Source organism: Spirillospora sp. NPDC000708 (genome assembly GCF_040299565.1).
Lineage (GTDB): Bacteria > Actinomycetota > Actinomycetes > Streptosporangiales > Streptosporangiaceae > Spirillospora.
Map to the genome: position 1 here is coordinate 1 of NZ_JBEPCJ010000026.1, position 13,101 is coordinate 13,101.

Genomic DNA, 13,101 nt, shown 5'->3' on the forward strand with positions numbered 1-13,101 from the left:
CCGAGAACGAGCGGCCCGACCCGGCCGCCGACCCGCTCGGCGCCGCGCGGACGCTCGTGCGGCACGCCCTCGACGCCGGGGGGCGCGACAACATCACCGTCGCGGTCATCCCCTTCCCCCCTCCCCCAGTCCCCCCGCGCACGCACCCCGAGAGCACGGAGCAGCACCGATGAGCGAGCAGCCGCAATTCACGATCAAGGTCGACCAGAACAAGTACCTGCCCGCGGGCGGCCGCGAGGTGCACGCCATCGTGTCCGTCGAGGCGACCGGCCCGGCGCTGCCGTCGCCGTCCGCGGTGGACGCCGCCGTGGTGATCATCATCGACACGTCCGGCTCGATGTCGTACCCCGACAGCAAGCTGCGCGCCGCGGTCGCCGCCGCGCAGACCGCGGTGGACACGCTGCGCGACGGCGTCGAGTTCGCCATCGTCTCCGGCTCCAACTCCGCGTCGATGGTCTTCCCGCAGCAGCCCGGCCTGGTCAAGGCGTCCGACGGCGCCCGGCAGCGCGCCAAGCAGGAGCTGAAGCGGCTGAAGGCGTCCGGCGGCACCGCCATCGGGTCGTGGCTGCGGCTCGCCGACCAGATCTTCGACGCCCGTCCCGGCGCGATCCGGCAGGCGATCCTGCTGACCGACGGCAAGAACCAGCACGAGACGCCCGAGCAGCTCAACGCCGCGCTGGCGCGCTGCGCGGGCCGGTTCGTCTGCGACTGCCGCGGCATCGGCACCGACTGGGAGGTCGCCGAGCTGCGCCGGATCGCGTCCGCGATGCTCGGCAGCGTCGAGTTCATCCGCGACACCAACGACCTCGCCGCCGACTTCCGGGCGATGACGGAGGCGGCGATGGGCAAGGCCGTCGCGGACGTGGCGCTGCGGGTGTGGACGCCGAAGACCGCGACGCTGAAGTTCGTCAAGCAGGTCATGCCGTCGGTGGACGACCTCAGCGGCAAGCGCGTGGAGTCGGCGCCGCAGGCCGGCGACTACCCGCTCGGCGCGTGGGGCGCGGAGAGCCGCGACTACCACGTCTGCGTCGAGGTGCCGCCCGGCGAGATCGGCAAGGAGGTCCGCGCCGCCTGGGTGAAGCTGGTCGTGCCGGGCGCCCCCGGCGAGGAGGCGCAGGTGCTGGCGACCGGGAACGTCCTCGCGCAGTGGACCGACGACGAGGCCCTCTCCACCAAGATCAACTCGCGGGTCGCCGACTACACCGGGCAGGCCGAGCTGGCGCAGGCCATCCAGGAGGGCCTGGAGGCCCGCGGCAAGGGCGACGTCGACACCGCCACCGCGCGGCTCGGCCGCGCGGTCGTGCTCGCCGACCAGGCCGGCAACGAGGAGATCACCGCGCTGCTGCGCCGCGTCGTGGACGTCGTCGACCCGGTCACCGGGACCGTCCGGCTGAAGCGCGACGTCGACAAGGCCGACGAGATGACGCTCGACACCCGCTCCACCAAGACCGTCCGGACGCGCGGCGCCGAGACCCCGACGACCCGCAAGGACGAGACCGTCCCGACGCGGCGGGGCGAGGGCTGAGCATGGCGATCTGCCCCAACGGCCACACCTCGCGGTCCGCGGACTACTGCGACGACTGCGGCGAGCTCATCGGCGCGCCCGCCGCGCCCCCCGCGTCCCCGTCCAGCGGGGGGCCGGCGGCGCCGTCCGGGGAGCGGCGCTGCCCCGACTGCGGAGAGCCCGGCACCGACCGGTTCTGCGAGATCTGCGGCTACGACTTCGCGACCGGCGGCGGCAGGCCCACGCCCGACCGGCCGCTTCCCCCGCCCCCGGGACCGCCAGGACCGCCCGGACCGCCCCCGGGACCACCGGGACCGCCTCCGCCGCCTCCACCGCCCGCGCCGAACGCGACGGGCTGGACGGCCGTGGTGGCCGCCGACCGCGAGTACTACAACGCGGTCATCGCCGAGGAGGGCCCGGACTCGGCGAGGCTGGCGTTCCCGCCGTACGCGCCCGAGCGGCGGATCCCGCTCGCCGGGCAGCAGATCCGCATCGGGCGGCGCAGCTCGGCGCAGCCGTCCCCGCCGGAGATCGACCTGCGCGAGCCGCCGGAGGACCCGGGCGTCTCGCACGTCCACGCCGTGCTGCTGGCCAAGCCGGACGGCTCCTGGACGCTCGTCGACCCCGGTTCCCGGAACCGGACCTGCCTGAACGGCTCCACCGATCCGATCCCGCTGAACGAGGAGGTCCCCGTGTCCGCGGGCGACCGCATCCACGTCGGCGCCTGGACCACCATCACGCTGACCAGAGACGAGGCGACATGACGGCCGTCCAGCAGGCGCCGGGAGGACCGCCGGGCGCACCGTCCGGCCGTCCCGGAGGCGGCGTCCCGGCTCCCGGCGGCGCGGCGCCGCCGCCGGAGCGCCCATCGGAGCGGCGGTTGCGGCGCGCGGTCCCCGGCGAGCCGTCGGGCATCGCGCGGGCGCTCCCCCGCACCGTCGCGGGCCGGGTCCGGGCGCTGACCGCGGCCGTCGCCGTGGTCCTCGTGGCGCTGCTCGTGGCGGCGTGGGCGGCGATCGCCGACGCCCGCGACGGCGTGAAGGTCATCGGGAAGGACGCGGGCCCGCAGGTCGTCGCGACCGGCGACATGTACTTCCAGCTGTCGGACATGGACGCCCAGCTGGCCAACGCGCTGCTCGCGGGACCCGCGGCCGGCGGCGGCCGCGACCAGGCCCTCGCCCGCTACGACCAGGACCGGCAGCGCGCCGGCGTCGCGCTGCTGAAGGCCGCGAAGCTCGCCGACGAGACCACCGAGGACGACACCGCCCGCGACCTGCTGGACGGCATCGGCCGCTACGAGCGGCTCGCCTCGCAGGCGCTCCTGCTCGACCAGCAGTCGGGGCGCACCTCCGGCCAGCCGCCGAAGAAGGTCCTGGACCTGTACCGGCAGGCGACCGACATGATGAAGCTCGACCTGCTGCCCAAGGCGTACAACCTGACGCTCGACAACGGCACGCTCGTCCGGCACACCTACGAGAACAAGCGCTCCGACGTCCGGTCGGGGACCCTGTGGGTCGTCGTCACCGGGATCGTGCTGCTGGCCGTCCTGCTGGGGCTCCAGGCGTACCTGGCGCGCCGCTTCCGGCGGCTGCTGAACCCGGCGCTGGCCGTCGCCACGCTCGGCGCGCTCGTCCTCGTCGCCGCGTGCGCCGCGATGCTCGCCGGGCAGGCGGACGACCTGCGCAGGGCGAAGGAGCAGGGGTTCGACCCGATCCTGTCGCTGTCGCGGGCGCGCGCCATCAGCAACAGCGCGAACGCCGACGAGACGCGCTTCCTGCTCGACCCGGCCCGCGCCGACTCCTACGAGCAGGTCTACCTGAAGAAGTCGCAGACCGTCCTCTACCTGAAGGCCGGGAACCTCGACGAGTACAACGCCGCCGTGCAGAAGGGGCTGCCGGTCGAGCAGGGACGCGCGCCGTTCCTCGGCTTCCTCGGCACGGAGGCCAACCGGGTCGACGACCTCGCCAGGCCCGTGGACACCGAGGACGCCCTGAAGCGCGTGCTGGCCGACTACCAGAGGGTCCAGGAGAACGACCACCGGATGCGCGCGCTCGTCGACGGCGGGCAGAAGGCGCAGGCCGCCGCGGCGCGCGGCGCGGCCACGGCCGACTTCACCCGGTACGACAAGGACATGCAGTCCCTGATCGGCATCCACTGGGGGGCGTTCCAGCAGGCCGTGAAGGACGGCGAGGACGGCACGGGCAGCTGGTACGCGATCCTGCCGGTCGCGGGCATCGCCATCGTCGCGCTCGCGCTCGCCGGAGTGCGGCCGCGCCTGGCGGAGTACCGGTGGCAGCGATGAGAAGGCGCGGGATGGGGACCATGGGGATCCGGCGGAACGGGAACGTCCTGCGCGCGGCGGCGGCGCTGCTGACCGCCGGGACGGCCGCGCTGTCGGCGGCGGCCTGCGGGATCGCCGACGCGGGCGAGACGTCGATCGTGCACAAGGGCGACCTCACGATCGGCGTCAACACCGACCAGCCCGGCGTCGGGTCGCGCAGCGGCGGCACCTACGCGGGCTTCGACATCGACGTCGCCCGGGAGGTCGCGCGGCGGCTCGGCGTCACCGGCTCGCACCTGCGCTTCGCGCCGGTGACGTCCAAGACCCGCGAGAGCCTGATCGAGAAGGGCAAGGTCGACCTCGTCGTCGCGAGCTACTCCATCACGCCCGAGCGGAAGCTGGACGTGGCGTTCGCGGGCCCGTACTACGTCGCGCACCAGGACATCCTGGTCCGCGCGTCCGACGCGTCGGCGGTGAAGAACGTCCACAACCTCGCGGGGAAGCGGCTGTGCCGGGTCGCCGGGTCGGTGTCGTACCCGCGCGTCCACGACGAGCTGGGCGTGGCGGCGCTTCCCGCGGACGTCGGGGAGCGCGAGGGCTACGCCGCCTGCCTGGACGGCCTGACCTCGGACCGGCTCGACGCCGTCTCGACCGACGACCTGATCCTGGCGGGCCTGGCGGCGAAGGCCGTCAAGGAGGGCCACAAGGTGGCGATCGTCAACGCGCCGTTCTCCGACGAGCCGTACGGCATCGGGCTGCGCAAGGACGACGTGGACGGCTGCGAGAAGGTGAACAAGGTCCTCACCAAGATGTACCAGGACGGGACCGTGCCGCGGCTGCTGCACAAATGGTTCGATCCCGCGGGCCTGAAAGTCACCACCACCGTGCCCCAATTCGAGGGTTGTGACGAGTCGTGACCGCGCGGATGCGCATTGCGAGGAACGGCGGGGCGTGAAGGGCCGATGAAACCGGAGGGTCACTGAGATCAGTCGGTTACGTAAGTTCCGGTCGGCGCGCGTGATCGTAAGTTATGGTCGCGATCAAAACCCATTCCGGTAGGAACCGCCCCGCCCGAGGAGTGCCATGACGACGGTCGTCCTGGTGGTGCTGTGCGTCGTGGTCGGGGCGCTCGAACTGTACGCGGGCCGGCAGTCCCGCAACCAGGCCAACGCGTTCACCCGCCGCGTCGACGAGCTGAACGAGCAGGTCACCAAGCAGAACAACGTGCTGGTCACGGTCGGCGAGCAGCTCACCGCCGAGCTGTCGCGGGTCAAGCAGGACGTGCTGCCCGCGCTCGACGGCCGGCTGCGCCACAACCACGAGCAGGTCGAGGAGCTGGCCGGGCGCGTCCACCAGGCCGACGAGCACCTGCGCGTGCAGGCCGGCCGGCTGCACGACCTGGAGCAGCAGCGCATCACGCTCGCCGCGCTGCGCCGCAAGCTCGCCGAGATCGAGACGTCGGTGCGGTCGGTGACCGGCGCCGGCGCCGCCGCCGTCGAGGGCAAGGTGGAGGGCGCGCTGGACCGGCTCGCCGAGCTGGAGCGCGGCGGCGAGGAGATCCTCGAGCTGCAGCGCACCCTCACCCGCACGCTGGAGGACGTCGAGGACGTCGTCACCGAGCTGCTCCAGTTCACCGAGGGCGAGCTCGACGACACCGTCACGGCCGCGCTGACCGGCCGCCCCCGCGACCACCCCGGCGGGACGTCCGTGACCGCCACGGGGCGGCTGTGGACCCGCGACGGGCAGCTCGACGACATCCTCACCGAGATGTACGAGCGGTGCGTGCGGGCGAGCCGGCTGAACGTCCGGTTCCGCACGGCCGAGGGCACCGACGGGACGGCGCCGGGCTCCCCCGAGCGGCGCCGCTACTTCCTCGGCGGGCAGGCCGCCGAGGACCTCGCCGGCGCGTTCAGCGCGCTGCTCATCTCGGCCGGCACCGAGCCGCCGAAGAACGGCCTCACCGCCAACGGCGGCGACCGCCGCGGCGGCCTCGCCCGCGTCGAGCCGGGCCTGCCGCCCGGTGTGGAGCCCGCGCGTGCTCCGGAGGACGAGGAGGCGCTCAAGGCGCTCCTGCGCACCCTGTCGGAGTGTTCGGGCGCGGTGGCGCAGATCGGGCCGCTGATGGCCGTCCGCACCCGCGACGAGCTGCTGTGCGCGGTGCTGACCGCCGCGCAGTCGCTGGAGCTGGAGAGCGACGAGGTGTTCTGGGACCCGTCGTCCGCCACCGAGCGGCTGCGGCGGCTGCCGTCCCATCAGCTGTGGGATCTCACCGCCTGGTCGTCCGCTCCGTAGGACGCACTGTAGGCCGCGCCGGGCCCGTTCTCGCGCTGGGCGCCGTTCGGGACGTGTTCGGGGTTCGGGGCATAGGCGCGGACGGTCCGCTCAGCGGGGCCGCCGATCCGCACGTACAGGGGGCAGTGCAGCGCGCGCGTCACCGGTTCGACCTCCGCGCACAGCCCGACGCCCGCGGCGCGGTCGAGGAACACCACGTTCTCCACCGCGCGCGCGCCGCGCACCGCGTACGGCACCGAGTCGGCGTCGCCGGTGTCGAACAGCTCCTCGAAGGTCAGCCGCCGCGCGAACCGCATCAGCACCTCCGCGTCCACGACCCGGCTGCCGATCGCCGCCGCCGGGCCCGCCACGACGATGCCGAAGCTCGGGTTCTCCCGGCCCCGCACGTAGATCTCCCGGTCGGGCTCCAGGCCCTTCCGCCGGTCCGGGAGCTGCAATCCGAACCCGGCGTCGCCGTCAAGGAACGCGGGCGGCCCGAACCCGACCGCGCCGCCCGGCACCCGCAGCACCGTCTCCGGCGTCCGCCAGCCCGGCAGGTACACGCCGAGGCCGCGCAGCAGCAGCCGCCAGATCGGGCGGCCCATGACGTCGTGGGCGAACTCCCCCTGCGCTCCCTGAGCGCCCGCACGGCCCTCCTGCGGCTGCCGACCGGGCTCCCCAACGCCGTCCATGCGGAACATCATCAGCCGCGCGCCCGGCGCGCACAAGGCCGATGCGCCGTTCCCCGCCGCGACCCGCCGCGATCACCCCCGCGGTACCTGCACGGCCCGCGCGCGTTGGGCTACCGTTGGACCACCGGACACGATGGGAAACCGCAGTGAATCTGCAGGACATGGTGGTCCACCGCGACGACACGACGACGCGGATGGTCGACAGGTACTTGATGTCCTACGAAGGACGGGTCATCGCCGTGCGCCGGCACCCCGCCCTCCTCCTGCTGCCGATCGTCTACGCGGTCGCCGCCCTCATCCTGTGCGCGGCCGTCCAGGTGACCATCGGCCTGGCGTGGATCTGGCTCCTGTGGCTGGTGAGCCTCGGCTACCTGCTCTGGAACCTCGCCGCCTGGTCCCTGCAGTTCTTCCTGGTCACCGAGCACCGCATCATGGTGATCCGCGGCGTCCTCAACCGGGACATCGCGATGATGCCGATGGCGAAGGTCGACAACATAGAGCTGAAGCGCTCCTACACGGGCCGGGCGCTCGGCTACGGCGAGTTCATCATCGAGTCCGCGGGGCAGAAGCAGGGGCTCCGGAGGGTCCGCTTCGTGCCGTATCCCGAGCAGCTGTACCTCGAGGTCTCGTCGTTCGTCTTCGGCACCGTCGACGCGGCTCCGGACTGATCCCGCCGGCGCGGCCCCGTCAGGAGTCGAAGCCGAGCCCGAAGCGGTCCAGGGTGCGGAGCCAGAGACCGCGGCGGCCGTCGTCGCGGTCCGCGCGGGCGAGTTCGCGGCGGGTCAGCTCGATGACGCCGTACCTGAGCGGCTCGGGCGGGAACGGGACGGGCTTGGAGCGCACCATCGCCAGCCGCGTCCGCTCGGTCTCCTCGCCGGGGGCGAGGCCCACGCCGAGCAGATCGAGCATGACGTCCGCGCCGAAACGGGTGGCCCCCACACCGAGGCCGGTATACCCCGCCGCATAGGCGAGCCTGCGGTCGAACGCCGTCCCGTAGAAGGCGCAGAAACGGCTGCACGTGTCGATGACACCGCCCCACGCGTGCGTGAAACGGACGCCCTCCAGCTGCGGGAACGTGGCGAAGAAATGCCGCGCCAGCGTGGCGAAAGTGGCGGGGCGGCTCTCCAGGTCGCGCCGCATTCCGTTGCCGTAGTGATAGACGGCGTCGTACCCGCCCCAGAGGATCCGGTCGTCGGCCGTGAGCCGGTAATAGTGGAACTGATTGCCGGCGTCCCCGAGCCCTTGCCGGTGCTTCCAGCCGATCGCCTCGCGCTGCGCCGGGGACAGCGGCTCGGTCACCAGCGCGTAGTCGTACACGGGGACGAGGAAGCCGCGCATGCGCCGCAGCAGCGGCGGGAACGCGCCCGTGGCGAGCGCGACGCGCCGGGCCGTCACCGACCCGTGCGCGCCGCTCAGCCGCAGCCTGCGGGCGTCCGAGCGCACCCCGGTCACCCGCGCGTTCTCGTGGACGCGGACGCCGAGGGACCGGCACGCCTCCGCCAGCCCGAACGCGAGCTTCGCGGGATGGACCATGACGACCGCGTCGCGGTCCCACAGCCCGGCGAGGTACGTGGGCGAGGCGACCTCCCGGCGGACGGCGTCCGGGCCGAGCAGGATCGGCTCCCAGCCCAGCTCGTACGCTTTCTCCGCCGCCCGTTCCAGCGCCGGGACCTGCCATTCCCGCGTCGCGACCGTCATCTCCCCGGTCGGCTCCCACTCGGCGTCGATGCCGTACCGGGCGAGGGTCGCGCCGATGGCGCGCAGGTTGTCCCAGCCGAGCCGTTCGAGTTCGTGCATGTCGTCCGGCCAGCGCGCCTGGCCGTTCTCCAGGCCGTGGGTGAGGCTCGCCGCGCAGAACCCGCCGTTGCGGCCCGACGCGGCGGACCCCACCCGTCCCGCCTCCAGCACCACCACGTCCAGGGACGGGTCGCGCTCCTTGGCGAGGAGGGCCGTCCACAGGCCGCCGTAGCCGCCGCCGACCACGGCGAGGTCGCATGACCGCTCGCCCGCCGGCGGCGGCTCCGGCTCGGGACGCGCCGCGTCGGCGAGCCAGTACGGCACGGGCTCGGCGTCCGCGAGCGCCTTTACGACTCCGTCCGGCACGTTCGCGGAGTCCAGCCCTTTCATGAGTCCGGCGCTTTCATGGAGTCGGGCACGTCCCCGCGCTCAGCGGGACGCGCGGATGCTCCGCCGCGCCGACACCACCGCGATCAGCACGCCGACCGCGAAGATGATCGTGCCCATCACGTTGACCTGCGGCGGCGTCCCGGTCCGGGTCGAGCCGTAGATCCACAGCGGGAACGTGATGGTGGAGCCGCTGGTGAAGTTGGTGATCACGAAGTCGTCGATGGACAGCACGAACGCCAGCAGCGCGCCCGCCACCACGCCCGGCATGATCATCGGCAGGGTGACCAGCCGGAACCGCGTCAGCGGCCCGGCCCCGAGGTCCTGCGCCGCCTCCTCGACCGCCGGGTCCAGCCCGACCACGCGCGCCCGCACCGTCACCGCCACGAACGCGATCGAGAACATCACGTGCGCGAGCAGGATCGTCAGGTAGCCGCGCGGCAGGTTGAACGTGACGAACATGGACAGCAGCGACGCGCCCATCACGATCTCCGGGCAGGAGATCGCCATGAACAGCACCAGGTTCGTCACGCCCTTGCCGCGGAACCGGTGCCGGCCGAGCGCGATCCCGGCGAACGTCCCGATGACCGTGGTGATGGCGGTGCTGAGCACCGCGATCGTCAGCGAGTTGATGACCGCGGTGGTCAGGTCCTCCTTGTCGAACAGGTGGACGTACCACTTGAACGTGAAGCCCTGCCACTGGAAGTTCTGCTTGCTGTGCGTGTCGTTGAACCCGAACATGATCATGATGGCGATCGGCAGGATCAGCCACGCGATCAGCAGCAGCGTGTAGAGGTGCAGGCCGGAGATCCGGCGGCGCCGGCGCGGCGGCGCGGGGCGCGGTGCCGCGGTGGGTGCGATCGTCGTCATCGTCCCGCCGCCTCCAGAACGTCCTGCGTGCCGAGTGACCGCGCGTACACGAAGATGCCGACCAGCAGGATCGCCATCAGCGCGAACGACAGCGCCGACGCGACCGGGTAGGCGCTGTTGTCGAAGTACTCCGTCTGGATCACGTTGCCGATCATCGTGTTCTGCGGGCCGCCCAGCACCTCGGCGTTGACGTAGTCGGACGACACCGGCACGAACGTCATGATGACGCCCGCGAACACGCCGGGCAGCGACAGCGGCAGCACCACCCGCGCGAACGCCTGCGCCCGGCTCGCGTACAGGTCGTACGCGGCCTCGACGACGCGCTCGTCGATCCGCTCCAGCGCCACGTAGATCGGCAGCACCATGAACGGCAGGAAGTTGTACGTCAGCCCCGACACGACGGCGACGCCGGTGTCCAGCACGTGGAAGCCGGACGGCAGGAGGCCGTGGTTCCGCAGCGGCCCGAGGATCGGCCCGTTGTCGGTCAGCACCAGCTTCCACGACACCGTCCGCAGGACGAACGACACGAAGTACGGAAGCAGCAGCAGGAACAGGTACGTCGACTTGTGCCGCCCGCCGCGGAAGGCGATCCAGTACGCGGCCGGGTAGGCGAGCGCGATGCACAGGACGGTCGCGATCAGCCCGTACCACAGCGACCGCACGACCTTGTCGCCGTAGGTGTTGAGGCCGTCGGTGTAGTTCTGCCAGTGGAACGTCTGCCGGAAGCCGTCGATGAGGTTCCCCGTCTGCAGCGACAGCGACACCATCAGCACGATCGGCACGATGAAGAACGCCAGCATCCACAGCCCGCTCGGCAGGATCATCAGGTACGGCGCGAGCGCGCCGCCCCGCGGCCGCCGGGCCATCACGAGCCCTTGGCGATCGGCTCGAAGATCTTCTGGTACCGCGTCTCCTCCGCCTGCGTGAGCCGCCGGTAGCGCCGCAGCCGCTGCATGTCCGCCTCGGACGGGAACACCAGCGGGCTCGTGCTGAGCCGCGTCAGGTCCTTCTTCTCCTGGCCCGTCGCCTTCGCCGCGTCCGCCGCGACGACCTGCTTCACCCCCGGCACGGGCGTGATGTAGTTGACGAACTCGGTCAGCGGCGCGTTGTTCTCCGGGACGTACAGCCAGTCCATCAGCGTGATCGCGTCCACCGGGCTGCCCGCGGTCTTCGGGATGCACATGTTGTCCGTCCAGATGGTGCCGCCCTCCTTCGGGATGGCGAACCGCACGTCCGGACTGGTCATGCTGTACACGTCACCCGACCACGCCATCGTCATCCACACGTCGCCCTTGCTGACGGCGTCGACGTAGTCCTGGTTGTAGTACTTGCGGACGATCCCCTTGTCGCGCTGCTCGCGGAGCTTCGCCGCCGCCTTCTCCCAGTCGGCCTGCGTCGACTTCTCCGGGTCGATGCCGAGCAGGAACATCCCGAAGTTCCCGAGCTCCTGCGAGTCGCCCATCATGCCGACCCGCCCCTTGTACTTCGGGTCGAACAGCTGCGCGATGCTGGTGATCTCCTCCTTGACGTACTTGGTGTTGTACGCGATCCCGGTGACGCCCGACTCGTACGGGACCGTGAACGCGTTGCCCGGGTCGTACGACGGGTTCTTGAACGTCGGGCCGGCGTTGGCCTGGAAGTTCTTCAGCCGCGACTGGTCCAGCGGCGCGAGGTAGCCGAGCTGCCGCGCCTGCTCCAGCTGGATCCCGTTCGTCATCACCATCAGGTCGAACCCGATGGACTGGCCGGCCGCCAGCGGCGCCTGGATCTTGCCGAACCAGGGCCCCATCTCCTGGATGACCTCCTTGTAGTCCACCTTGATGCCGGTGGCCTTCTCGAAGGCCTTGATGGTCGAGTGGTCGTCCTCCATGTAGCCCGGCCAGTTCGCCCAGCTCAGCTTGCCCGTCTTGGCCTTGCCCGCCCAGTACTTCTGCACGTCGGTCTGGGTGACCTTCTCCTTGCCGCCCTGCCCCTTCACGCCGCAGGCCGACAGGGCGAGGCCCGCGCCCGCCGCGCCCATCAGCCGCAGCACGTCCCGGCGGGACGCGGTGGACCGTGCCAGGCGCGGGCGGGTCAGTCCGCGCAGGAACGCGGGGTCGATGTTCGTCACTGGGGGGCTCCTATGGCGTACGAGTGGCGCGGGTCCCACGACAGCCAGACGCCGTCCCCGCGAACGGCGATGTCGTCGGCGTTCGTGGCGTTCTGCAGGAACACGACCACGTCGGCGCCGGTGGAGGTGGTGATGTTGTAGTTCGTCGAGGTCCCCAGGTAGACGACCTCCGTGACCGTGCCGCGGACGCGGCACAGGTCGTCGGCCGGCTTGTCCGTCCCGATGCCGATCTTCTCCGGCCGCACCGTCAGCTCCAGCCGCTCCCCCGCCGCGACCGCCAGCCCGTCCCGCACCGGCACCTCGATCCGCCCGTCCGGCCCGTAGGAGATCACTGCGCCGCCCCCGGACACCTCGGCGACCTCCCCGCCGAGCAGGTTGGACGTCCCGATGAACCCGGCCACGAACCGCGTCGCCGGATGCTCGTAGATCTCCCGCGGCGTGCCGAGCTGCTCGATCAGCCCGTCGTTCATCACCGCGATCCGGTCCGACATCGTCAGCGCCTCGCCCTGGTCGTGCGTCACGTACACGAACGTGATGCCGACCTCCCGCTGGATGCGCTTCAGCTCGACCTGCATCGCCTGCCGCAGCTTCAGGTCCAGCGCGCCGAGCGGCTCGTCCAGCAGCAGCGCGCGCGGCCGGTTCACCAGCGCGCGGGCCAGCGCGACCCGCTGCTGCTGTCCGCCCGACAGCTCCCCGGGCCGGCGCCGCTCCCGCCCGGTGAGGTCGACGATCTCCAGCATCTCGCCGACCCGCGCCTTGACGTCGGCCTTGCCGACGCCGCGCCGGCGCAACCCGAACGCCACGTTGTCGAAGACGTTCATGTGCGGGAACAGCGCGTACGACTGGAACACCATGTTGACGTCACGGCGGTTGGCGGGCACGCCGGTGACGCTGCGTCCGTGCAGGTAGACCTCGCCGGCCGTCGGCTCCTCGAAGCCGGCGATCATGCGCATGGTGGTGGTCTTGCCGCAGCCGGACGGGCCGAGCAGGGAGAAGAACTCCCCCTGCGCGATCGTCAGGTCCACGCCGCGGACCGCGGCGACGGCCTCACCGTACGCGTGGTAGGTCTTCTCGACTCCCGTGAGCTCGATGGCGGGAACTGCGCGACCCGGGTCGTCGCGCGCCGGGGCGGGCTGGGTTTCGGTCATGGGCAGGGGTTTCCTTCACGAGCTCGTGGCGCCCGACCACCGCGGCGGCGCCCCCGCGCCGGCCGGTGCCCGTCCAGGGGACGGGCACCGGTCCGCGCACC

General features: G+C 72.0%; 12 protein-coding genes. 6 read left to right on the forward strand and 6 right to left on the reverse strand.

What is annotated here, in order from left to right; translation table 11 throughout:
* The first annotated feature begins 169 nt into the window (after positions 1-169).
* The 5 genes from ABT299_RS19995 to ABT299_RS20015 all read left to right on the forward strand — a co-directional run bounded on the left by ABT299_RS19995 (position 170) and on the right by ABT299_RS20015 (position 6,077).
* Positions 170-1,525 (forward strand): vWA domain-containing protein, encoded by a 1,356-nt coding sequence (locus tag ABT299_RS19995; protein WP_190859813.1) that lies wholly within the window; start codon positions 170-172, stop codon positions 1,523-1,525.
* A 2-nt stretch (positions 1,526-1,527) separates the two neighbouring features.
* Complete coding sequence (locus ABT299_RS20000) at positions 1,528-2,268, forward strand: FHA domain-containing protein (protein WP_500251652.1); 741 nt, start codon at positions 1,528-1,530, stop codon at positions 2,266-2,268.
* Complete coding sequence (locus ABT299_RS20005) at positions 2,265-3,806, forward strand: GlnX family signal transduction membrane protein (RefSeq protein WP_500251653.1); 1,542 nt, start codon at positions 2,265-2,267, stop codon at positions 3,804-3,806. Before ABT299_RS20000 ends, ABT299_RS20005 begins: the two co-directional genes overlap by 4 nt.
* A 20-nt stretch (positions 3,807-3,826) precedes the next feature.
* Complete coding sequence (locus tag ABT299_RS20010; RefSeq protein WP_190859863.1) at positions 3,827-4,702, forward strand: glutamate ABC transporter substrate-binding protein; 876 nt, start codon at positions 3,827-3,829, stop codon at positions 4,700-4,702.
* A 166-nt stretch (positions 4,703-4,868) separates the two neighbouring features.
* Positions 4,869-6,077, forward strand: coding sequence for a hypothetical protein (locus ABT299_RS20015; RefSeq protein ID WP_387027358.1), 1,209 nt, complete (start codon positions 4,869-4,871; stop codon positions 6,075-6,077).
* Here the strand turns inward: ABT299_RS20015 and ABT299_RS20020 are convergent.
* Positions 6,038-6,748: a hypothetical protein gene (locus tag ABT299_RS20020; protein WP_500251654.1), complete on the reverse strand. Its 711-nt coding sequence runs from the start codon at positions 6,746-6,748 to the stop codon at positions 6,038-6,040. The two genes, ABT299_RS20015 and ABT299_RS20020, sit on opposite strands and share 40 nt — an antisense overlap.
* 146 nt (positions 6,749-6,894) lie before the next feature.
* Between ABT299_RS20020 and ABT299_RS20025 the strand changes: the two genes are divergently transcribed.
* Positions 6,895-7,416, forward strand: coding sequence for a PH domain-containing protein (locus ABT299_RS20025; RefSeq protein WP_347256824.1), 522 nt, complete (start codon positions 6,895-6,897; stop codon positions 7,414-7,416).
* 19 nt (positions 7,417-7,435) lie between these two features.
* Here the strand turns inward: ABT299_RS20025 and ABT299_RS20030 are convergent, their stop codons facing one another.
* Genes ABT299_RS20030 through ABT299_RS20050 form a run of 5 tightly spaced genes read right to left on the reverse strand, consistent with a single transcriptional unit; the run spans position 7,436 to position 13,000 of the window.
* Complete coding sequence (locus ABT299_RS20030; protein WP_500251655.1) at positions 7,436-8,875, reverse strand: NAD(P)/FAD-dependent oxidoreductase; 1,440 nt, start codon at positions 8,873-8,875, stop codon at positions 7,436-7,438.
* A gap of 39 nt (positions 8,876-8,914) precedes the next feature.
* Complete coding sequence (locus ABT299_RS20035; protein WP_190859803.1) at positions 8,915-9,742, reverse strand: ABC transporter permease; 828 nt, start codon at positions 9,740-9,742, stop codon at positions 8,915-8,917.
* Positions 9,739-10,608, reverse strand: a complete 870-nt coding sequence (locus ABT299_RS20040; protein WP_190859801.1) for an ABC transporter permease — start codon at positions 10,606-10,608, stop codon at positions 9,739-9,741. Before ABT299_RS20040 ends, ABT299_RS20035 begins: the two co-directional genes overlap by 4 nt.
* Complete coding sequence (locus ABT299_RS20045; RefSeq protein ID WP_347256823.1) at positions 10,608-11,852, reverse strand: polyamine ABC transporter substrate-binding protein; 1,245 nt, start codon at positions 11,850-11,852, stop codon at positions 10,608-10,610. The genes ABT299_RS20040 and ABT299_RS20045 overlap by 1 nt, the downstream gene beginning before the upstream one ends.
* Complete coding sequence (locus ABT299_RS20050) at positions 11,849-13,000, reverse strand: ABC transporter ATP-binding protein (RefSeq protein ID WP_190859798.1); 1,152 nt, start codon at positions 12,998-13,000, stop codon at positions 11,849-11,851. The genes ABT299_RS20045 and ABT299_RS20050 overlap by 4 nt, the downstream gene beginning before the upstream one ends.
* Positions 13,001-13,101 lie beyond the last annotated feature (101 nt).

Coding starts and splice junctions, on each gene's coding strand:
- ABT299_RS20030 (WP_500251655.1), bottom strand. CDS start 8,875: ATGAAAGGGCTGGACTCCGCGAACGTGCCGGACGGAGTCGTAAAGGCG.
- ABT299_RS20005 (WP_500251653.1), top strand. CDS start 2,265: ATGACGGCCGTCCAGCAGGCGCCGGGAGGACCGCCGGGCGCACCGTCC.
- ABT299_RS19995 (WP_190859813.1), top strand. CDS start 170: ATGAGCGAGCAGCCGCAATTCACGATCAAGGTCGACCAGAACAAGTAC.
- ABT299_RS20010 (WP_190859863.1), top strand. CDS start 3,827: ATGGGGATCCGGCGGAACGGGAACGTCCTGCGCGCGGCGGCGGCGCTG.
- ABT299_RS20050 (WP_190859798.1), bottom strand. CDS start 13,000: ATGACCGAAACCCAGCCCGCCCCGGCGCGCGACGACCCGGGTCGCGCA.
- ABT299_RS20000 (WP_500251652.1), top strand. CDS start 1,528: ATGGCGATCTGCCCCAACGGCCACACCTCGCGGTCCGCGGACTACTGC.
- ABT299_RS20040 (WP_190859801.1), bottom strand. CDS start 10,608: ATGGCCCGGCGGCCGCGGGGCGGCGCGCTCGCGCCGTACCTGATGATC.
- ABT299_RS20020 (WP_500251654.1), bottom strand. CDS start 6,748: ATGGACGGCGTTGGGGAGCCCGGTCGGCAGCCGCAGGAGGGCCGTGCG.
- ABT299_RS20015 (WP_387027358.1), top strand. CDS start 4,869: ATGACGACGGTCGTCCTGGTGGTGCTGTGCGTCGTGGTCGGGGCGCTC.
- ABT299_RS20035 (WP_190859803.1), bottom strand. CDS start 9,742: ATGACGACGATCGCACCCACCGCGGCACCGCGCCCCGCGCCGCCGCGC.